The organism is Corynebacterium sp. KPL4035 (genome assembly GCF_037908325.1).
Classification (GTDB): Bacteria; Actinomycetota; Actinomycetes; order Mycobacteriales; family Mycobacteriaceae; genus Corynebacterium; species Corynebacterium kefirresidentii.
Genome location: NZ_JBBMGF010000001.1, coordinates 1 through 22,220, shown reverse-complemented (window position 1 = coordinate 22,220; position 22,220 = coordinate 1). Strand labels below are relative to the sequence as shown.

18 protein-coding genes are annotated in these 22,220 nt (G+C 54.6%); 16 read left to right on the top strand and 2 right to left on the bottom strand.

The genetic code is table 11. The features are described 5' to 3' along the window. The first annotated feature begins 7 nt into the window (after window positions 1-7). Window positions 8-637 carry a hypothetical protein gene (locus WMP96_RS00085; protein WP_301716478.1) on the top strand — a complete coding sequence of 210 codons (630 nt, stop codon included), beginning with the start codon at window positions 8-10 and terminating at the stop codon, window positions 635-637. Further along, complete coding sequence (locus WMP96_RS00080; RefSeq protein WP_239208844.1) at window positions 637-1,914, top strand: hypothetical protein; 1,278 nt, start codon at window positions 637-639, stop codon at window positions 1,912-1,914. Before WMP96_RS00085 ends, WMP96_RS00080 begins: the two co-directional genes overlap by 1 nt. Before the next feature lie 50 nt (window positions 1,915-1,964). Here WMP96_RS00080 and WMP96_RS00075 read toward each other — a convergent pair whose 3' ends face one another. Together WMP96_RS00075 and WMP96_RS00070 are read right to left on the bottom strand one after the other, a co-directional pair. Further along, a complete protein-coding gene (locus WMP96_RS00075; protein ID WP_340431747.1) occupies window positions 1,965-4,814 on the bottom strand; it encodes a DNA methyltransferase in 2,850 nt (949 codons plus the stop codon). Window positions 4,815-4,837: 23 nt separating this feature from the next. After that, the gene (locus tag WMP96_RS00070) at window positions 4,838-5,755 is read right to left on the bottom strand and encodes an adenine-specific methyltransferase EcoRI family protein (protein ID WP_340431745.1); all 918 of its coding nucleotides are present in this window, start codon (window positions 5,753-5,755) and stop codon (window positions 4,838-4,840) included. Between the two features lie 244 nt (window positions 5,756-5,999). Between WMP96_RS00070 and WMP96_RS00065 the strand changes: the two genes are divergently transcribed. The 14 genes from WMP96_RS00065 to WMP96_RS00005 all read left to right on the top strand — a co-directional run bounded on the left by WMP96_RS00065 (window position 6,000) and on the right by WMP96_RS00005 (window position 22,131). Beyond that, window positions 6,000-11,024: a hypothetical protein gene (locus WMP96_RS00065; RefSeq protein ID WP_340431743.1), complete on the top strand. Its 5,025-nt coding sequence runs from the start codon at window positions 6,000-6,002 to the stop codon at window positions 11,022-11,024. Window positions 11,025-11,147: 123 nt separating this feature from the next. After that, on the top strand, window positions 11,148-11,441 hold the full coding sequence (locus WMP96_RS00060; RefSeq protein ID WP_284799398.1) for a hypothetical protein: 294 nt from the start codon (window positions 11,148-11,150) through the stop codon (window positions 11,439-11,441). A 55-nt stretch (window positions 11,442-11,496) separates the two neighbouring features. Then, a complete protein-coding gene (locus WMP96_RS00055) occupies window positions 11,497-11,862 on the top strand; it encodes a hypothetical protein (RefSeq protein ID WP_284799396.1) in 366 nt (121 codons plus the stop codon). A 53-nt stretch (window positions 11,863-11,915) separates the two neighbouring features. After that, complete coding sequence (locus WMP96_RS00050) at window positions 11,916-15,602, top strand: tape measure protein (protein ID WP_340431738.1); 3,687 nt, start codon at window positions 11,916-11,918, stop codon at window positions 15,600-15,602. 15 nt (window positions 15,603-15,617) lie between these two features. Continuing rightward, entirely contained in the window at window positions 15,618-16,490 is an 873-nt protein-coding gene (locus tag WMP96_RS00045; RefSeq protein WP_301716483.1) for a hypothetical protein, read from the top strand. Further along, complete coding sequence (locus tag WMP96_RS00040; protein ID WP_301716484.1) at window positions 16,483-18,006, top strand: Gp37-like protein; 1,524 nt, start codon at window positions 16,483-16,485, stop codon at window positions 18,004-18,006. The genes WMP96_RS00045 and WMP96_RS00040 overlap by 8 nt, the downstream gene beginning before the upstream one ends. Before the next feature lie 47 nt (window positions 18,007-18,053). After that, on the top strand, window positions 18,054-18,227 hold the full coding sequence (locus WMP96_RS00035; RefSeq protein ID WP_023021070.1) for a hypothetical protein: 174 nt from the start codon (window positions 18,054-18,056) through the stop codon (window positions 18,225-18,227). Between the two features lie 27 nt (window positions 18,228-18,254). Further along, the gene (locus WMP96_RS00030) at window positions 18,255-18,920 is read left to right on the top strand and encodes a glycoside hydrolase family 25 protein (protein ID WP_340431736.1); all 666 of its coding nucleotides are present in this window, start codon (window positions 18,255-18,257) and stop codon (window positions 18,918-18,920) included. Window positions 18,921-18,950: 30 nt separating this feature from the next. Then, the gene (locus WMP96_RS00025) at window positions 18,951-19,334 is read left to right on the top strand and encodes a hypothetical protein (RefSeq protein WP_301716485.1); all 384 of its coding nucleotides are present in this window, start codon (window positions 18,951-18,953) and stop codon (window positions 19,332-19,334) included. A gap of 27 nt (window positions 19,335-19,361) precedes the next feature. Beyond that, window positions 19,362-19,709, top strand: a complete 348-nt coding sequence (locus WMP96_RS00020; protein ID WP_023021067.1) for an MbeD/MobD family mobilization/exclusion protein — start codon at window positions 19,362-19,364, stop codon at window positions 19,707-19,709. Window positions 19,710-19,715: 6 nt separating this feature from the next. Next, window positions 19,716-19,997 (top strand): HNH endonuclease, encoded by a 282-nt coding sequence (locus tag WMP96_RS11710; RefSeq protein ID WP_034655465.1) that lies wholly within the window; start codon window positions 19,716-19,718, stop codon window positions 19,995-19,997. A 127-nt stretch (window positions 19,998-20,124) separates the two neighbouring features. After that, window positions 20,125-20,931 carry a GDSL-type esterase/lipase family protein gene (locus tag WMP96_RS00015; protein ID WP_023021066.1) on the top strand — a complete coding sequence of 269 codons (807 nt, stop codon included), beginning with the start codon at window positions 20,125-20,127 and terminating at the stop codon, window positions 20,929-20,931. A 76-nt stretch (window positions 20,932-21,007) separates the two neighbouring features. Beyond that, window positions 21,008-21,877, top strand: a complete 870-nt coding sequence (locus WMP96_RS00010) for an SGNH/GDSL hydrolase family protein (protein ID WP_340431732.1) — start codon at window positions 21,008-21,010, stop codon at window positions 21,875-21,877. A gap of 95 nt (window positions 21,878-21,972) precedes the next feature. Continuing rightward, window positions 21,973-22,131, top strand: coding sequence for a hypothetical protein (locus tag WMP96_RS00005; protein ID WP_239208943.1), 159 nt, complete (start codon window positions 21,973-21,975; stop codon window positions 22,129-22,131). The last annotated feature ends 89 nt before the right edge of the window (window positions 22,132-22,220 follow it).

Genomic DNA, 22,220 nt, shown 5'->3' with positions numbered 1-22,220 from the left:
ATATTTCATGGCTGATAAGAATAGCCTACTTTCTCAAATCACTAACTCCATCCGCGACCTGCAGCAGGAAGGCGGAGTGGAAAAGGACACCGCCGATTCTCTTACCGGCATGTTCTCTAATTTCAATACCATCATCGACAAGATTTCCGAGTCCATTCCGCAGCAGGTCTCCATGCTGGGCCGCACCGTCAAAGACGCAAAGACGCTCGTAGATGACCTCAAGCAGATTCTCGGCGGCCCCTTGGTATTCCCAGGCACCGGCGTCCCTTCTGCCATTAAGGGCATCGAAGACGCCAAGACTCGCCTGCACGACTTAGTCTCCGAGCAGTTCGGTGATACTGACATTCTGCCGGAGAAGGCTGCCGAGCGTGTCAAGGAGCTAGCAGACCACGCCGGCAAGGTCGGTTCCGCAGTGGATGAGTTTGTTGGTTCTTCTTACGCAAAGAAGCTCTTTGACGGAATCACCCCGGGCGATGGCTTCCCAGAACTAGTAAGCAAGTTCGATGCTCTTCCAGAGGCTGACCGCAAGAAGCTCACGGACTTGGTCACTGGAATCGGCTCTTCCGCCCAGCCAATCGGTGCTGCCCTCGTGGACATTCTGCGCGCATTCAACGAGGACACCAAGGAGGAAAAGTAATGGAATACAAGTACACTGACCGCGATACCTATGGTGAGTTCAACCCCACTACCCTGGTGGACCGCCTCGAGTCGGCCGGCGTTATTCCACACGAAATGGCAGACGCACTCACCCAGGCTTCTAGCGCACTGCTGAACCTGGGTGACGATACTCGCAGTGAAGTGGAAAAGGCTGTTTCTACTCTTGTTGGTGAGGCCGAAAGTGGGCAGGAAGTTCTGGATACGCTCAAGGCCAATATTGATACTGCGATTCATGAGCCGGACCCGTTGAAGAAGGTTGCGGATTTCAAGGCTGCAGCTGACGAGCTGGTTGATGGGCTTGAGGGCCAGCTGAAGGACCTTGGTCTGGAGAAGGTCTCTGACCTTTCTGAGATTCGTTCTGTTGCCCGTGACTTTGCTGAGGCGTTGGATACGCTGAATGCTTCGGCACCGATTGCACAGGTGGTTAAGAAGCTGCCTGGTGGTGCACTGCCTGGCCATGTGTTGGAGGCTTTGGCTGAGCTGCGGCAGGATGAGCTTGATGAGCTGGCGAAGCACTTTGACGCTGTCACTGAGCGTGGCGGCAAGCTTATTGGCGAGTTGGCTTCCTTGGGCGCTGATGAGGCTGTGCACAAGGCTGTGAAGGCTGCTGAGGGGCTATCTCCTTTGCTGGCTGTGGCTTTGGCAGCGGGCTCTGTTGTTGCCCAGGGCGCTGAGGCGGTCAAGGGCATTGTTGATTTGGGTGTGGCCTTAAAGGCTGCTGTGGTCAAGGGCTTGTTTACCGCGGGTAAGGGTCTTTTGGCTGCTCCGGTTATCGCGCAGTTTAAGGCGGCGAAGAAGCTTCCGTTTATTGTTGTCGCACTTCAGATGTTTAATCACCATGAGGTACGTCAGGCGCTGCTGCACGTATTTAACGAGGTGCTTATTAACGCGCTGACAGCGTTTAACACTAAGGCCGTGGTCAAGGCTGTTCGTGCTGCGGTGGACTTCCTTGTTCTGTCTACTCCGATTCGCGTTGCGGTGCGTGGCAATAACCTGTTGAAGATTCTCAATGGGCTGAATATTGGCCGTATCCTCTTCAACGTGTTCTTGCTGTCTCGCGTTCCTCAGTTGGGTCATTTGCCGGTTCGTGGCTTGGGCCTGCGTGGCGTGGAGACTTTGGCGGCTGGTTTGTTCGCTAACTGGCGGGTGCTGAAGACTGTGTTGACTCCGCTGGCGTTGAAGCCGGGCGTTCTTATCGGCGATGTGGTAGCGTTAACCGTGGTCGCGTACCTGGTCGTTGGTGCGTTGACTATTTAGGGAATAATGTCCATGGAGCCAAGGGGCTGAAGGAATCCTCCTTCGGCCCCTTACTTCTTGGTTAACTCGGCGTAGCTAACAAACAGTAGCTCTTGGCGCTGGCGCTCGGTAGTAAGTTTGCGTGGAGCGCCAAAGGCTTTGTCTACTTCTCGGTCAAGCGCGTTGTGAGCCTTAACCAACTCCGGGGACATTGCAAGGGGGTTGTAGTGCTCGGCCAGTGAGCGTTCTGGGCGCAGCGCGCGAGCTTCGAGCACCTTCTTGCCTGCTTTAATAATGCGCTGGCGCGTCTTCTCGTCCAACTCTGGCACAGGGAAAGTGTTCCACGTCAAGGTATTAGCAAAGCGGATTCGCGATTCAAGTCTGCCGCCGATGGTTTTCTGCCATGTGATGAACATCGACGACGACGCTAGCGCAAACATCAAGCCGTCTAGATCTTGAGCATGAAATACCAGGTCAGAAGCAATTACGTTTGATGGATACCTTTGTACGGTGAAATACGAGCGGCGTTCGCTTACTACCTTCGGCAAGCAAAGGTAGTCAGTATCCGGTTGCGACCGCTGGCCGAATAAGTGCGGAGTTTCAGCCATTTTCCGTGTACTTGCCGCTTTACTGTCGGCCCGGAAAGCTTTGACTGCTTCTAGACGCCTTTTCAGCACCGGACTCTGAGCAATGTCTGACGGTGCTACATCTACAAGCCATAGACACCACCGATCTAAGCCGTTCATTAGCTCTCGACTACCCCGGAAAGGACGAACATACTTTGCCGCTACGGGGTCACTCATAACCCCGTTGTATTCGTCTACCTCAACTAGAAGGTTGCCGCCATCTCGCGCCATATTTCCGAAGGTTGCGGGCGATATTTCCGACGAAATAGGATGCCGGGATTTATCGACAAGAACATTAGGGCCGTCAACCAGATAGCCATTAATGGACTGGCCTACTTCCGCTGAGACTGGCTCGCCCTTTACATCGGGATAATCCCACAGACGTGGACGTGGTTGACTCTCCTTATCGAAACCAACAATAACGCAGTGAACAGCAGCTTTACCGGGTGCCTCAGAGTCCCAAGCAAACGTGCGGTGAGCGAAACGAATACGCCACCCTGCTTTGAAGATAGGGCCAAACAGCCGTGGCACTTGATCGCCTTGAGTAATTGAATTGGTGGTGACAAACGCAAAACGACCTTCTCGGGACTCAAAGAAGTCCAAGCACTTCGCATGCCAGCCCGTGACGTAGTCCAAGCGTGATATATCCTCAGTGCCCCACAAGTCTCGGAGTTCTTGAGTTTGTTCAGCAGTTCTCGTCGCATGCCCCAAAAACGGTGGGTTGCCGAAGATATAGGTCTTGGTGGCAGAAGCTGGGAGTATGTCTGCCCAATCAAGTTGCAGGGCGTTGCCATGGTGAATGTGTGCGGTAATCTTAATCGGCAACCGCTCAGGAGGCCTACCCACAGCGTTGGCAAGCTCCTTGTTGGCCTGATGGTCTACAAGGAACATGGCAGTCTCAGCAATTTTGGCAGGCCACCAGTTCAACTCGAAGCCGTAGAACTGCCCAATTGATAGCTTCTGCTCCCACTCAATATTTAGCGACATACCAGTCTCACCACGGCGTTGGCGGATAGCGACAATGATGTCTGTTTCAATCCGGCGCAGTTCCCGATAGGCCACTAGGAGAAAGTTTCCTGAGCCGCAGGCTGGGTCGCAAAAGACCAGCTCGGCCAAAGAGTCACGGAAGCGCTCCAACGCGGCCACCGACGTCGACGGAGAAGACACTAGTTTGTCCGCCTCAGCCCGAAGCTCGTCTAGGAAAAGCGGCCCGATGGTCTTCATGATGTTGGTCTTAGACGTGTAGTGCTCACCGTCGCTGCGGCGGGCCTCCTTCGATTTCACCAACTGGAACAACGAACCAAAGACAGAGACGTCGATAGTCGACCAGTCGAAGTCGCAGGCAGCAAGCAGGGCTTTACGCATCTGGTAGTCGAAGTACTCCGAGGCCAACGGCTCAGCAAATAAGGCACCGTTGACGTACGGGAATTTCGCCAACGTTGACGGCAAACGCTTAGGCCGCTTTTCTGGGGCAGTATTGAGCACGGTAAATAGCTCGTTGAGCTGTGGGCCGAGCGTTTCTGGGGTGGTTTCATTGTGCACAAAGTCGGCAAATAGGTGCGGGGTATCCCAGAGTCCTGCGTCGTCGCCGAAGAGAAGGAAGAGGATACGGGTGAGGTAGATAGAGGTGCGCATGACGCGCTCGTCTTCTTCGTCTGGATTGGTGGGAGCGTCATCGCCTACTTCCTCGTCGACGTCGTCGCCGTTCATGGCGCGGAACAGCTCAACCATTAACCGGGAGGCTTCCAGGGACGCCTTTTCTTCTTCCCGGTAGGCGGTGGTTTCATAGTCGGCGAGGAACGCAAGTTGGTCGACGTGCTCGTCAATCTCCGCTAAAGGGAATGTGATGTCCCAGTCTGCGCTATCGCCGACATAGGTGCGGTTCAGGCGGGTTACTCGTAGGGTCTCGAAGTTGGAGCAGATTACGTAGGCCGGCATGTGCGAGTTCGCGATAGTACCGCCCAGCAGGTAATCGAGGGCTTGGGCGTGGGCGTCGTCGAGTGGGACGCCGAGGGACTTGGCCTCACCTATGACTTTGCCGGGCATGAACATGTCGATTTTGCCGGTGCGCCCGGTTGAGGCGCGTTTTGCGCTGCGTTGGTACAGGTACAAATCGCGGGCGTTGACACCGAAACAGTCGAGTAGGTCGCCCCAGAATTGTTGGTCGTGACTCGACTCGGTCGCGAGACGGTTTTCCGCCTTCCACTGTTTAATGTGGGCAAGCCACCGGAGTTTGAATTCGGTGAGGTTGTGGCGAATAGTGGCGCGGTCGAAGGCGGTGGTCGTTGTTGGCATTTTAGTATGTTGATTCTAGAGGGTTAGTTTCGTTCGATAATGATGCGTGGTTCGACGAGTTCTTCGTTTAGGGATAAGGGTTCTCCATCGTGGCCTGTGTTGTAGTCGACTAGGTGGAATTGTTCTGGGCTGTAGTCGGCTAGGAACGTGACTGGTACGCCCATGAGCCCGGTGTAGTCGGAGGGTATGTTGTCAGTGTTGGGGATGTCTAAAGCGTTGAGGTTGTCGTATCTCGGATAGAGAGATTTATTGTGCGCCCAGGTCTTGGTCAGTGGAATGGGTTGGTGGCGTTTAAGGTGGTCAATGTTGGTCAGCCATATGAAGCTTTCTGGAGTAATAATTCGGTTGCCTTTTTGGTTGTACCCTGGGTAAGTTTTCAGGACTTTTATTTTTTCCGGTAATACGAAACCTGAGAAATCGTGGTCGGAATTGTAGCCCAACCATAGTTGGCCATTTTGGAATAGCTTAAATACGTCCTTGCGTTTGATTGAATCAATATGCGATATGAATAGAAAATTTTTCCGAAATATCTCCATATAGTTGAGGTAATCGTGGGCCAGGGAATATGATGGGTGAGTGACCACAATGTCGGATTGATAAAGAAATTCCAAGCATTCGTCGCTTCGGAAGTCGCCGTTTTTCGTTAACTTCCATTCTGAGCCGTTGTCTCCATCGTAAATGTATAGGCTTCCTTGGCGCCTATAATTGGAAGGTCCTGTTGCAATAAGTTTCTTGAGTCTAAGTTGATGGAAATGGTTTTGAAAGTAGCGGACAAAGCTTGATTCTTTTGAGGATTCAGCGTTGCAGTACACCACTTTTTCTTCGAACACGGAGGTGTAGTGCCTGAGCTCCTTTTCGATGTCGGTTTCTTGGGTAAGTAGGTCATCGTTTCGGGCCAGTCGAGCACGCCTCCATGCACGTAGGTCTTCGGGATTAGTCAATGCTTTCTCCTGTTGTTTCTTGAAACTTTGCTAATGCACAATCTTTCTGATTGCACGAAGTAATCGTTTGGTTAGTGGGACCTTCGTATTTTGGGAGGCTGAGACTCCTTGCGAAGATTATAGGAGCTGTGTGCGAGATGGCGCCTATCGGGCAGAGTAGTAAGAACCGTGTTTTATACTGGTGTAAGTGTTGTGACGCTATTTTGGGGGTTTTATGCGTAATCGGGGGAATCTTGTCCATGGTGTGCCGAATGTTTCGGCCGGTGGTGGTGCGTGGATTGGCCGGTCGGTGTCGAGTCCTTTTGCGGTGCCTTTATCGGCGAGTGAGCCATTGCGTCGGCTTCCAGGCGTCGGGATGGCCCCTGCGGGTTATGTATCTGCTGATGGTGTGTCTGTCGATGCGTCGGTAGATACTGAGGAGTCTAAATCGTGGTCTGGTTTGTCGATGAGTACTGTCTCCTCACCGGATGGGGTGAGCCTGTCTGTGGCTTTTATGGAGTTGGGGAATTCGGCGGTGATGCGGCTGACTCACCCTGATGGTGGCGTCAAAGAGTTGTTTGATTCTTCGCGTGTGAGGGTTGAGGAGCGACTTGATGGGGCGTTGCCTTATCGTTCGTTGAGTTTTGATTTGTTGGCTTCTGATGGGCAGCGTGTGCGTTTGTTTGTCCCGCGTGCGGTGGTGACGTCGATTGATTCGCAGGCGTTTAATCGCAGTGAGTTGGCTGGCAGTGTGGTGACGCTGTCGTGTACGCCGGATGCGAATGGTGTGTGTTTGTACCGTCTGGTGGATAGGAATCCTCAGGAGCCTACCGGGCGCGACGATATAGGGCCGGCTTTTGCGTTCGCTGGCAAGGTACGCGAGTGGGTGGACTATTTTACCGGTGATGGCAGGTTGACGAATCTTGGTGCTATCCGGGTGAATGTGTCTACTGCTCTGGATATTATTTCTCGTCTTTCTGAGAGGTCATTGTTGGATGCGGTGGATCAGTTGATTAATCGTGTCGAGCACACGGTTGCGGATATGACTGATTCAGAGTTGCTGCGCATCATTGCGGATTGGGCTCCGCGGGACCTTATTAGCGGCGCTAACTTGGATAACTTTCGCGCGGCTTTTGACCATGCAATGTCGTGGCTGCGCCGGCGGAGTAAGTCGGTGGCGCATGCGTTGAAGAAGATTGCCACACTGTGGTCGAGTGTTGGCGTTGGTGGCTTTATTGCTGGCTTGGCTAATGGTGATGTGCAGCAGGCTATTGGTGATTTCCTGTCGACGGCGGGGGCGAATTGGCAGGATTGGCTTGACGCCATTATGCGTGGTGATGTTGACTATCTGATTGATAATGCGATTGCGTCGGTGAATTTCCCTGCTTTGGGTGATGCTTTGGCCGATCTGGTGTCCTCTGCTGGTTTTTCACAGTGGGCTGGGCCTATTCGTGCGTGGGCTGGGCGTTTGGGCCAGATGTCTGGCGATGTTGGAAAGATGGTTGGTAACGCGCTGCGTGGCTTTTTGAACAGGCAGAACATCACCGACGTTAATGAGTTCATTCGTGATGCGATGCGCCGCTGGAATGATATTTCCGGGGATTTCATCAAGCGCATGAGCTCGGGTGAGATTCTGTCGGATATTGCTCGTGCGGGTAGTAATCTCTACCGCGCGGCGCAACAGCTGTGGGGCACGGTTGTTGACATTGTTCGGGATAATTGGGGTGTTTTCAATCCGTCGAATCTTGTGAAGGCGTGGAATGCCTTTATTGGTGCGCTGGACCCGGCTCAGTATGGCGATATTGCGAACAGGTTTTTAACGGACTGGTCGAATCCTCCTGCTCTTGCCAATGACGTGGGTTTGTTGGTTACTGCGGTGGCTAGTGACATTGGCCAGGGCTGGATTGGTGCGTTGAATGCTTTGAATTTGGGGCAGGTGCTTCCACAGCTTACTGGGGCGTGGGATGCGTTTCTTGATGGCGTCAATAAGGCTATTGCACAGCTTTCGACACAGGATTTGATTCTTGTGGGTGCGATGTTGGCGTTGCCGGTGATGGCTTTGGCGGCCGGGGTGGCGTTGACGTTGGTGCTGTTGGTGTTTGGCAAACCATTGCTTGCAGTTCCGGTTGCTTTATCGACCGCGGGACTGTTGTTGGGCATGCTGGTTGTGGCCTTGAAGTTTTTCGGCTTTGGGCTCAGCGGAGTGGTGCTGCCGTGGGCGGCGGACTTGATTGTGATTGCTCTTCTGACTGGGCATCCGCTGGCGGCGTTGTTTATTTTTTGGTCGGTGGTCAATGGTGCGAAGTTCATCATTTTAGATTTCCCACTTGTTGTTATTGCTGGCGCGTTGCCGGTTACATTGAAGTCCATTGTTCTGTTTGTGGCTGCAGGATGGGCTTTAGCTCATCTCGCAGCATTAGCTGCAATCGTTCTGATGGTGGTGACGAAGGCTCGTATTTTACTGCGGGTTACGCAGCCTTTGCGTTTGACCGGTGTGGAGAAAGCGGTTGTTGCGGTTGCTATTGCTGTGACGACGTTCGTCATTGTGGCGTTGTTTGCCTCTACTGTTGTGGGGCTCATTATCTTTTTGATGCTTCGCAGCTCTACTATGTCAGGCCGGTCACTGTTGTTGAATTTGGTTCGCACGGTGGTTGTTGGTGGGGTGTTCTTACCTCTCATTGGGGCGGGCACCGCGTTGGCGGTTTTGCGTTTGTTGCGGTTCCGTGTGCACTCTATTCCGCCGGTGGTCACTGCGGTTGCGGTGTCGTTGCCGATTATGCAGGTATTGGCATTCCGGTCACTGGTAACGGCACGGCTTGCAGGTAAGCAGCTTCAGACGGCAATGCTGGTTATTCGTCCGTTAGTACGCTTTGTTTTGGCGGTACTGTTTTTACTGTTTTCCACCGTAGGGGCTTTGTTGCCGGTAGCTGGCTCTGGGGCAACTGCATTTGTGACAGCACTTATTGCTATTCCGGCGTCGATTATTTTCTATGTGGCTTCTGTGGCATGGGTGGCGTCGAATGTGGCGGCGTTTCCGCTTTTGAAGAAGGCAGTCGCTCCGGTGTTGTTGGCGTTGGGGGCTATTGTTGCTTTGTCGTTTGTGGCCACGGCGGTTGCCACAATCTTGCTTCTGCCGATTTTAGCGCCGCCGGTGATTGCTGCTGGCGCCGCCGTAGCGGCAGCTTTCGCCACGGTGGGTGTTACTGTAGCGCTGTTTATCGGCCATCAGCTGTCCTTAATAGTGACTGGACTGCGTGGTGCCGGCCAATTGCTGCTGCGCGTGGTAACTGCGGGTGTCATGCTTGCCGGCGTCGGGTTTATGGCTACTGGTGTTTTCGCGGGAATTGGACCGTGGATTATCCGGCTGGTGCTTCAGGGCGTTCAGGTAGTGCGCTCTGTTGTTGCTGTAGGTTTTATTCCGTTTTTCGCTGCACCGACCCGGTTTTTATATCCACTGCGTGCTGTAGGCACCACTGTGATTGGCATAGTTTCTGCAGTAATACTGCTGGTGGCGTTGTTGACGCTTCCTGTGGTGTTTCTGCCTTACAGGGGACTGCTGTATCGCATAGTGATTCCACTGTCGGTGAATGTTTTCTTGCTGAAGTGGAATCTTTACAGCATCAGCGTACAAGCTGTTGCCTGGTTCCTTTTGGCCGCTTACGGTGGGGTGTCAGCAGCGGCGTGGGCTGCGTGGGCTGCGGCTGGTGGACCAGCTAATCCGGCAACGAATACCATTTGGCTCGTCGCTGGCGGTGCAGGAAATTTGGGCATCGCCCAGTTGGTAATCATGCTTGTGGGCTATATAGTGGCTAAGCCTCAACGTGTGCTTCGCCGCCTACTGACTCCTTTTGTCCTTCCGTGGACTTTCTTGGATGCTTTCGGCATCGACACTGTCACTACGTTGGGAGTCGCGCTAGCGCATGTCGTCGCTCGTACGCGGGGGATTATTGGGCGTATTCTCCGCCCTATCCTCCCGCTTATGGTAGGTATTCTCGCCTCGAGCGTTATTGCGGCAGCGCGATGGATGGGCTGGAAGCTTCCTATCATTGCTGCTCGCTTGCTTACCCCTGTTGCAATTGTGCTGGGCGTGAATCATCGTTTTGTCATCGCTGCACTTGTTGTTCTCACGTGGGTTGGGCAACGTCTTAAGAAGTGGCCAAAGTTCGCCCTCAGTAGTATTGCTACCGTTGTTTCTGCCATTGTGGTCGCACTTGCTACTGCCCGCGGGGCACGCCACTTACTCTTGGACGCTGGAGTTATCGCTGGTGCCTTCCCGTGGATGAAGGTCCAAAAGTTGGAGCGGCTTGGTCTAGGGTTGATGATTTCTGCCTTCGTGACCATGTTTGTGGGTGTACCAATGCTGCTGGCCGCGCGAAAGTTGGCTCAGCCGTGGAGGATTCTGGCTAAAGTATCTTTGTTGACAATTGCGGTCACGTTTGCAGCGGCGGCGTTGACGATTGTTCCTGGTGTGGCGGGCGCGATTATTTTGTTCTTGTCTGCAGCTACGTTTGTGGGCATGCTTGCCACTCACCCGAGGGTTCTTTTATCCCCCTTAGCTGGACTGCTTCCGGTGGTGGCTGGTCTTGTTCTTGCCGCTTCGGTTGCATTCGTTGTTGCCGGTACACCGATGCGTGTTGGCAGGCGCCTCTTCCGCCGTGCCCGTTTGGCCGCGGTCGTCGCGGCTACTCCCATCATCGTGTGGGCTGTGTTGATTTTGTCTGCTGCCCTGTTGATTGTCACGGTGGCAAGTATCTCGCATACGATTCGGGCCGTTGACCTTATTTCATCCATTGCGGTTTTCGCGGCGGTGGTAGGTCTTTTGGGTGTTGTTTTGGGCTCGCTGGCGCTGACACTATTCAACCGTGTGACAGGAGTGGCAATTGCCGGCATTGTGACTGTCACGTTTATTGCCGTATCTGGGCTTATCCTCATCTTAAGCCTGGTGCCGATTTATCTGCGTGTTGTCAATACGATTGCGTTCCCACTGGTGGGTATTCCGTTGGATATTTTCAACCTTCTCACCCGGCATTCGCCGGTGGGGCGACTATTGCGACTGTGGATTATCGGTCAGTTAGCGGTTGTGGCTGCAGTATCTATTGGCCTCGTGGCTTTAGTGGTTGTCCTCAATGTTGCTGGGGCTGTTACTGGTTTCATGGCGTCAACTGGCCTTGCGGTAGCAATCGTGCTTGTGTACCTGTATTCCTTTATCCCAATTGTCGCTGTACTCATTTTGGCTTACTTCGCAATCGCAGCCGGTTTGGGATGGTTGCTAGCTAGCTTTGGGCCGTAAACAGCCGTACATAAGTGCTGCTATCATGAGGGTGCAAGGATTGCAGTAGTCTCCTTCCAGCAAGGTAGGAGACTGCGCAAGTCCGCATGTAAAACACGTATTCGATTCGGGGCATTGTTTCTTATGGCTGCAAAGAAGAACGCCAAGAAAAACACCACAACCGCAGACAACTGGTTCAACTACACCACAAACAACGGTGACAAAATCAGCCTGCCGCCGATTGACTCCATCATCACCGTCGGCGACCGCCGCCGCGCCAAGCGAGACGGCCTTGATGATGAAGACTTCTCCTGGATGATTCTTGAGCGCGCCGCCGACAAGTCTGATGACGGCACCCTCGATGTCATCGATAACATGCGCATGGACGAGTTCAACACGTTCATGCAGGACTGGAGCGAAGGCGGCGACAAAAGCTAGCCTTGGCGAAATCGTCTCCCTAATCGACGCCGTGGACACCGACACCCGATTTTCTATGGCAGTCGAAAGGGAACTCATCGAAGCCGGTATACGCTGGCGGTGGATAAACGACGGCACAGACCGTGTCACGTGGAATGATGCCATCGCTTTGATTGCCACCGCTGGCCCAGACTCGGCGCTGGTGCGCAATGCACAAAAGAAGGACTGGGAATGGAACCTTACCAATCAGCTCCTGGCGCATATTGCTGACCAGCAGGCGATGAGTGCTTGGGGAGGTAAGGGGCAAAAGCCTAAGCCTATCCCCCGCCCCGGAGTCGACGACAAGAAAACCGAAACTGCTGGAATTCAGGCAGAAGGACTTACCAAGCAAGAAATGGACGAATGGCTAGGCGATGACTGGCCTGGCGTTGACGGGGGTTAAGCATGGGTGCAAACTTCGATGTTGGTACCGGCTGGGTCAGTATCGTGCCGAAAATGGGAGATTTTTCCCAGGTACGCAAGCAGATTGATAAGGCTGTGGTCAGCCCTTCTAGCTCGTGGGGCGAGAAGATGGGTGGCAAAATCACCAGTGGTCTGAAGAAGACGATGAAAGCTGGTGCTGTAGCCACCACCGCCGCTGCTGGTGTCAGCGCGGGTAAAGCCTTTAGTGATGGGTTTAACCGCCTTGCTTCGACTGACAAGGCAGAAAAAGCCCTCGAGGGCCTAGGCTATAAGGGCAAAGACATCGACCAGATTATGGGCAATGTCAATAAGTCCATTGAGGGCACCTCCTTCCTCATGGGTGATACCGCCCAGGTTGCCTCTGTCATGCTCAGCTCGGGCATTAAGCCGGGGCAGGACCTTCAGGACACGCTAAGCCGTGTTGCCGACTCTGCTGCTCATTCTGGTGTTTCTATGGGCGAGATGGGCTCTATTTGGTCCAAGGTTGCTGCCCGCGGCCACGTTGACGGTGAAGTTATGGCCCAGTTGATGGACCGAGGAATCGGCCTGCAGCAAAAACTCGCCGACCAGATGGGCGTGACTAAAGAAGAAGTCACCGACATGATTAGCTCGGGCAAGGTCTCATTCGAGGACTTTTCTAACGCCATGAACGACATGTTCGATGGCGCCGCCCAAAAGCAACGCGAAACATTCAAAGGCTCCTTTGACACCATGGCCGCGTTCGCATCCCACGTGACCGCAGCGTTCATCCAGCCTTTCTACGATGGAATGATTCCCGTCTTTAACGCATTGGCGGATGGCTTTGACAACATCACCCCGCAGATTAGTGATTTCGCTGAACAGCTTTCGGACAAAATCGCCCCAATATTTGACCACCTGGCCGATGAAGTCATTCCGAAAATGTTCGACGCGATTTCGAACATTGATTTTAATTCGGTGATGAATTCGTTCACGTCGATGGGGAATTTAGCAGTCCAAGCATGGCCTGCAGTTGAACAACTAGGCAGTTCAGTAGCCCAGCTTCTCAGCGCCATCGCACCTATTCTGCCTTCCATCGTCACTGCCATGGGCTCTATTGCTGTCGGTAGTCTGCCTGCTATTGTCGACCTGTTAAATGCTCTCGCGCCGCTGATTTCTAACGTGGTTGTCCCGGCCATTGAGATGCTCACCGACCAGATGGCCAAGCACCCAGGATTGGCTGCTGCGGCTGCTGGTGGGTTTATGACGTGGGCTAAAGTCATTACGCCGATCACTCGCGGGTTTAAGGCGTTTAAGGCAGGCGGCGACATTATCGCATCATTCGGGCCGAAGTTGGGCCCTGCGATAAAGGGGTTTATGGGATTCCGTAAGGCTTTGGGCGGAATCATTAAGGTCGGGCGCATCATCTTCACTGGGCTGCGTACCTTGCCTGCACTGTTGGCGGCTATTTTTGACACAAACCCAATTGGCCTTATTGTCACAGCTATTGCCGCCGTCGTTGCAGGCATTACACTCTTTTTGACAAAGACCGAGGTCGGGCATCAAATCTTGTCGAAGATTGGTGACGCGCTCCGCAGCTTCTGGGAATGGATTCAGCCTGTATTTTCGGCTATTGGTGAGTGGTTTTCGAAAGCGTGGGCAGTTATCCAGCAGGTAGCGCCCTACATCATCACGGCACTTCTGACACCTATCATGATGCAGTTCATGCTGGTTAAGTCCATAGTGATGGTGGGGTTCGAGGCCATCAAAGCAGGCTGGGAGCTACTCGTAACCGGCATTCAAGCCCTGTGGGAAAACGTACTCAAACCCGCATGGGACGCTGTCGCACAAGCAGTGCACTTCCTATGGGAAGCAGCTATCCAACCAATCCTCAACCTGATAAAGCAGCTCTGGGAAGCTGTCGTAAATAGCATCAAGGCCCTCATCGATACGGTACTTATCCCAGCGTGGGACGCGATGAGCCAATTCCTGTCCGCTATCTGGAATAACGCTATTCAGCCAGTATTTAACGGGATTAAAGCCGTGTGGAACATGGTTGTCGACGGTATCAAGGCCATTATTGACAACGTCCTTCTTCCTGCCTGGCAACACATGTCAGACTTCATTAAAGGGATTGTCGATGCACACGTTCGTCCTGCTTTCGACCGCATGAAGCAAGGGGTCGACCAAGTTAAGCAATGGTTTGAAAAAGCCGCTGATGGAATCAAATCCGCATGGAACAGTGTCTGGGAAACTATTAAGTCAATTGCCGGCAAAATTGCCAACGTCGCCTACAACAACGGCATTCGCCCCGCATGGAACGCTGTATCCAAGGTAACTGGTGTAGACGAGCTTCCTGAGGTTAGCTTCGCCAGCGGTGGCGTCATGCCCGGCTACACCCCAGGCCGCGACATACACACCTTCTTCTCGCCTACCGGCGGAACGCTCAACCTATCCGGTGGTGAGGCCATCATGCGCCCAGAATGGACCAGAGCAGTCGGCGGCCCAGCAGCAGTCGCACGAATGAACGCTACAGCACAAGCAGGAAAAGGCACCGGACTTTCCGGCTCCTTCGCTGACGGCGGTGTTATCGGCGCCATCAAATCCACAGCAGGCAAAGCATGGAACGTCACTGACGACGTCATCAACAAAGCCATCGAGCTCGGTGGTGACTTCGCCAACGCAGCAAAGAAACTCTTCGATGGCAAAATCAACGCTGTTAAAGACAAACTCGGCATCAGCAGCGGCACCGACCTAGCCAAATCCGTCGCACCCGCCTATCTGACTAAAGGCGCCGACAACGCATGGAACTGGCTCAAAGACAAAGTCGCCGCTGTAGCCAAAAAGGTCAAGGAGCACTTAAGCGTCGGCGGCGACGTCAACAAGTATCGCGGACTTGTCACCCGCCTGTTGAAAGAAAAAGGCCAGCCCGCCTCCCTCGTCGATACCGTGCTGCGCCGCATGCAACAAGAATCCGGAGGCAACCCGCACGCCATCAACGATTGGGACTCCAACGCCGTCAACGGCACCCCATCCAAGGGACTTATGCAAACCATCGACCCCACATTCCAATCCTACAAAGACCCCGGATTCGACGACATTTGGGACCCGGAAGCCAACATCCGCTCCTCCATGAACTACGCCATGGCTACCTACGGTTCTCTCTCCGCGGCCTACGACCGCGCCGGAGGCTACAAAAACGGCGGTGTACTACCTGCATTCTTACGCGACTCCGGTGGTGTACTCCCCAATAACTCTGTTGCAGTCAACACGTCCGGCCAATCAGAATGGGTACTTAACTCCCAACAGATGACTAATTTCGCTGAAGGCATTACTTATGCCGCCAAGCACCTGGACGCCACCGCTCAGACCTTCTCAGAAGGCGTCGAAGCATGGCTTAACGGTCAAGAAGAACGCGTCGGCGCCCCCATCGAATGGGGCTCACAATTCCTCGGCGACGTACTCGCCGACATCACCGACGACCTCGGCTCCCCCTGGGGAATCGACGGGGCCAACGCCCCAGACATTCTTGACAATCAAGGCCGTGTCAAAGTCGCTGTCGCCGGCACCTCCGACGACCCCGGGAAAACTACACTCCCACCTGTCGAAGTTCACCTCAACATGAACGGCGACAATATGGAAGTCTCCTCCGACGATGTACGCCGCGGCGTCAACCAAGCCCTCGACGATTATCAACGCCGCATCGAAGCACTCGAACGCGGAGTCAAAATCAACACCTTCACCACCCCAATGGTCGTCTAGCAGGAGGAAAGCACAGTGGACATCCAACTAACCGACTATAAAGGCCACACCTGGCACCTCGCCGGCCACAGGGAAGGAGACGAAGGCGTCACCCTACATAAAATCTCCGGCACCACCGGAAAACTATCCGACCACCCAGTACTAACCACCCAACACTTCCCCACCCACACCTACGATACGGCCACCCCAGAGCCCATCACCCCAACACTGACAGTCAGCATCACCCACACCACCGAACTGACCACTGAAACCACTATCCGCCGCTTCCTCGACGGCCTCGACTTCTACAAACCCGCCCTCCTCACGTTCCATCAACCCCGACAACCCGAACTCCAACTCTTCGTCCACCTCGAGTCCCCCATCGGACTTCCCGAAGAAACCGCCCCCAAAGACACCACCACCCTCGAAATACACCTCACCGCTCAAGACGGCCGATACTTCGGCCCAGAACACACCTCCACCGGCATCACCACCATCGAAAACACCGGACAACTCCCCCTCTGGCCCACCATCCACTGGAAAGGCCTCACAGCCCGCATCACCGAAGACAAAAACGGACTCATCATCCTCCCACCAGCACTCGGCGCCACCGGACTCATCTACCACACCAACCCCGACACCGGAGGCCTTATCACCGACACACACGGCTACCCCAACCACAACGCCTGGGCCACACTACGAGGAGTCGCCTGGACACGCCCCATCATGCCCGGCGACGCCACCGCCATCGACTGCCACAAATGCCACATCAAATGGCGCAACGAATACATACAACCATGGTCACAAACAGGAGGAATAGTAAGCAATGCAGGAACATCAAATAGCGCAAATGGTCGCACTTGGGCAACGGCATCGGGACGACCACACGCCATTCGTCTATTTGACTGACAAATACCTCACCCCACAAACCATCATCACCGGCTACACCCAACTCAAAGCAAACGACAAAGTCAACGACGCCGGCACCGTCACCCTCGAAGTACCCACCAACCACCCCATCGTCGACCTCCTCATACCACCACTAGCCTTCGACGGAGACCCCAACTCCACCCTGCGCAAACTCACCGACATCCAACAATTCCTCGTCATCGAATACGGCCACACCCGCTACACCTACTTCGTCGACACCATCATCGACCACGCACAACAACACAACCCCACCGTCGAAATCACCGGCACCTCCATCCACGACCTGACCAACTACCTCGTCATGGAATCCAACCCACTAGCCATCAAAGCCATCCAACCCAAATACATGGACGTCCGCGCCGGCGACTCCCTCCGAGTCATTAAAACATTCATCCTGATGAACCTACGCCGCCTCTACCAATTCGACCTCCTCCCCGACGCCGACCCCTGGTCCCCCATCGCCTGGCGCGACTACGCCGACTGGCCGATTATGGTCAATCCACTCCACAAATCCACCACCACCGCCTGGACCGTGCTTGCCGCTCGCTTCGACTCACTAGCAGACCTAACAAAAGAAACACTCGACGCGGCCGGACTCCGTCTGACCATTACACTCTGGATGCCCTGGGACAAGCAACCATTTTCCACCCACACCCGACTGTGGAAGCCTACCTTCATCATCGACATCATCCCACTGACCAACGACTCCTCAGTCGCCGGACACGTCCACGAAGGCGTCAAAAACATCACCCGCAAATGGGACCCCGAAGACAACGTCTCCACCGTCGGACTCGGCGACCGCACCAACCCAGACGGCTACAAACCCTGGGTCATGCTCCGTCCCACCCACATCGACTACGCCACCAGCGACATCACCATCACCCGCTCCAAATACGCAGACGTCACCGTCGGTGGAAAATCCCCCAACGCCATCAACCAACTGTTGAAGCGAGCAAGCGCCACTTTCGTCGGCGGAGCCATCGCCGGAGCCAAAAACGCCTGGCCCGGAAACGACAAACAACTCGACGACCTACAAAACAAACTCGAAAAAGCCACCGGCAAACTCACCGAAGACAAACTACTCGCCTTCACACACCACCAAGCCACCCGCAGAGCACGACACCTCGGCCCCTACCGACGCCGCGAGCTTGTCGCCTCCGGAGAAGGCTTCACCATCGAAGGCCAACAACAAGCCTTTGAGGCACTCGCCAAAGGCAAAGGCAACCTCTCAGCCTCATTCAAACTCACCGACACTTGCCCCTACCAACTCGGCTACGAAATAAACGTCGGCGACCAAATCGGCATCCAATGGCGAAACATGAACCTCTCCACCTGGATTGATGAAGCCACCATCAGCCACACGCCCGGCACACCACCCAGAACCGAACTAGCTGTCGGCGAAGCACAACCCCGCCAATCCGCCCTACAACAACTCAACGAAAACCAAAAACACATCTCCGCCACAACCAAACGACTCAAAACCCTCATAGGGTAAAATCACCACACAGGAACACCAGTTCCACACACAACGGGGGATAAAACATGGGAGTATGCCTAAACCGCAACACACCACCAGGCGCATGGGTCGTCAACCAACCCATACTCAACGCCACCAACCAACTACACGCGCTCTTCTTCGGCCCAGATGACTACACCACCGGCCGAAACACCATCGAAGCGCTCACACCAGCCCTACACAGCTGGCTCAACAACTAAAACCACAAAACAAGGGGGAAAATAATCATGCCACTGTACGCACTCGACGTGTCTGAACACAACAACGGACTCAACCTACACACCGCACAACAAGAAGGCTACGACTTCGCCATCATCCGCATCTGCGACGGAACCTACAAAGACCCCATCTTCAACTCCCACCTGAAGGACGCAGAAAACGCAGGACTCATCACCAGCGGATACTGGTACCTCCGCGCCCCCTCCGAAGGCACCACCATCGCACAACAAGTCGACACCATCGACCAACAATTACAAGGCCGCAAAGACCTCCCCATCTGGATAGACGTCGAATCCATCGACCCTTCAGGCAACGCCCTCCTCTCCGGAAACGACGTCTGGGCAGCAAAACACGAACTCGAATGCCGCGGCTACACCGTCCCCGGCATCTACTCCGGCGCCTGGTACTGGGAGAAAATGATAGGCGGCGAACCCTCCATGGACGGCCTCGGCGCCCTCTGGGTCTCCAACTACGGAGCTCAAAACAGTCACGGCACCGCCGCACAACTCTACCCAGGCGACGACAGCCCACGCTGGAACTACCCACTCGGCGACCACACCCCCGACATCCTCCAATACGGCTCCAACGGCCACGCCGCCGGATACCCCGGAGTCGTAGACATCAACGCCTACCGCGGCACCCACGACGACCTCAAACACCTACTCAACCAATAACCCCGTACACACCAGAAAGGAGAAACAACTATGCCAAAGCACGCACAAAACATCATCCACCCACAACAATTCCAACTCGACCGCGGCATCACCCACTCCCCCTGGTACATCCGACAAACCATCTACACCATCACCGGTATCATCGCCCTCACCGTCACCGCATTCGGTATTGCCAGCCCCGACCAAGTTGATACCTGGCTCCAAAACACCAGTGGTATCACTGCCACCATTGCCAGCGCCCTCGCCGCCATCACCACCGGCGAACACTCTGACTATCGGCCCACTCCAGCCCAGCCACCACAGGAGGCGCAACCAACCCCACACACCCCTGCGCCACCACGTGCTACGCCCACCACTCCACAAGGAGCAACGCCCGGACACCCCGCACCCAACCCACAACAACCGCCCCAATAACCCAACAACACGCAAAGGAGGCACACCATGACACCACTAACAACCATCATCGCCACAGGCACCACCAGCACCATCACCGGCATAGCCTCCTGGATCACCGCCACCATCAACGCCCGCTCAAAAGAAAAACAAACCCAAGAACAAACCCGCTACCCCGAATGGAAAGCATTCGTCGACACCATCCAACAAGAAACCCATCAACTCACCGACCGAGTCAACAATCTCCAGGACCAAGTGGACACACTCCGCGGCCGCGTCAACACACTCAGCCACAAGTACAACTCCGCACTCAGCCACATCACCGAATGGCGACAGGCACACCCAGAAGAAATCCCCCACCACCCAGCACCAACAGCAATCAAACCCGACCTCTAAACCACCATGAGCAACAAAAACCCACACCACCCAGGAACACCACACCACCTACGCCAACAAATCCGAAACCGCGACAACCACACCTGCCAACAATGCGGACAACCAGGACACGAAGTAGACCACATCACCCCAATAAGCCAAGGCGGAACCCACAACCTAGAAAACCTCCGCGTCCTCTGCCACCAATGCCACACCAACAAAACCACCCAAGAAACCCGCACCGGCAAACACAAAAAGAAAAAACTCCTCCACCTCCCACAACAACCCCACCCCGGACTAGCCAACTAACCACAATCACCACACCAGCAACACTCAAAACATTTCACTCAAAACCAAAATTCTGGCATTCCACTGAAAAACCGATATCCTAGACAAAGGAAACTCAAGCAAACAGCAAAGTAAAAGGAAACTAAAGATGAAATCCCCCACTAAATACACAGCAGCAATACTAGCCACCACCACCGCCCTGGCCGCAGGAAACACCACCGCACTCGCAGCCACACCAGGCAACACCGTACTAGTCGGCGACAGCGTAGTAGCCAACCCAACATTCTCCGACTACTGGAAAAACAAGGCAAACGCCAAAACCAACACCGGAGTAGGCTGCGTCACCGACGGCTCCATCGCCGACGAAATCGCAAATGCATCCGGCGGCGCCCACGTAGACCAATACCAATGCGCCGGCGCCTCCTTCGCAACCGGCGGCCACCACATTGACGATTCACTTCGCACAGCCGCACAACACGGCGACCTTAACCCACAAACCAAAAACGTCGTCATCGTCGCCGGCGCCAACGACACCTACCCATACAAACAAGACATCCAAGCATCAGACCACGCAATCCGAAACGGCCTACGCAGCGCACTGCAAGTAGCACACAAAAACGCCCCCAACGCCAAAATCACCGTCGTCGGCTACCCACACATATCCGACGGCGCCAACACCTGCCTCACATCAGCAACCATTCCACTACCCGCCGCAGCCGTTGCAGAAAATGAAAAACGAGTCCAAAACACCCTGCGCGAAGTTTCAGACCAAAACGACGCAACCTTCCTAGACGCACAGCCGATGTCCACCGGACACGACAACTGCTCCCGAGACCGCTGGTGGGTCAACCTAATCGATCTCTTGCCACCAGCACCAGGAAACCTACCCCTCCACCTCAACGCCAACGGCACCCACGCCTACGGCCAATACATCGGAAAAAATATCGCAAAATAGACCCCACCCCACCCAAATTCCCGTGCACCACACCCACCACACGGGAATTTCCCATCAGCAAAAAGGAACAACCCCCGTGAAACCAACAAAAATAAGCGCCGCACTCGCCACCGCAACAATCACAACCACACTCCTAACCCCCACAGCACAAGCCCTCCAACCAGGAGACAAATACATAGCACTCGGAGACTCCTACGCCTCAACCGGCACAATCACACAACCTGTCCCTGGCAGCACACCAGCCTGCGTCAAAGACCAAGACAACTACCCACACCAACTAGCCAAACAACTCAACCTACAACTCGACGACGCCTCCTGCGCCTGGGCATTCACCTACCAATACGACAACCCCCAACACCACGCACTCCCCCTCACCGCCCCAACCCCACAAAAACAACACCTGACACCCGACACCAAACTCGTCACCATCACACTCGGAGGAAACGACGCCGGACTAGCAGCACTGTTCACCGCCTGCGCACCCCACATCCAAATCCCCGGACTCCCCGACTGCTCCCCCACCGCCAAACCCATAACAGACGCCAGCATCCACAACCCCGACACCACCGGCCGAAACCTAAAACAACGCCTCATCGACATCGCAAACGACACCAAAAAACGAGCCCCCCAAGCCCAAATCCTCTTCACCGGCTACTACACAGCAGCCACCCCAGAACACCGCTGCCCCGAAAGCGGCTACCTCTCCCTCAACGACCGCAAATACATCAACAGCTTCCTCACCGAAGTCAACAACACCATCCAGCAAGCAGCACAAGAAACACACACCACCTACATCACCCCACCAAACGACCCCGAAGGATGGTGCAAACCCCCACAACAACGAAACACCAACTACTACGGCATGCCTGAACACAATCTCATCGCACACCCCACCCCACTAGGCCAAAAACACATGGCCCAAAAAATAGCCCAAAACACCCACTAAAACCACAACTTGGCACGCACCCCACCAACTCATGTACGATGAAAAACGCGCGCCAAAAGCGCGCAACCACCTCCCGAACCAGAAAGGAAACTAAAATGATCGCAGACATCGTATCCAACGCACAAGAAGCAGCACACACCGCCGTATCCAACGGCTGGGACATCCTCGAACAGGCAAGCCTCTTCGTACGCAACCTGCCATACCTCATCCCAGACGCACTCAACGAGTTCAACCGCAACATCACCGGCTTCTAAAACAAAAGCGCACAACAGCCCCCGAGACCACCACACCTCGGGGGCTTACTCATACCCCCACCCAGGGGCAACCCCCGCCCCCACAACTC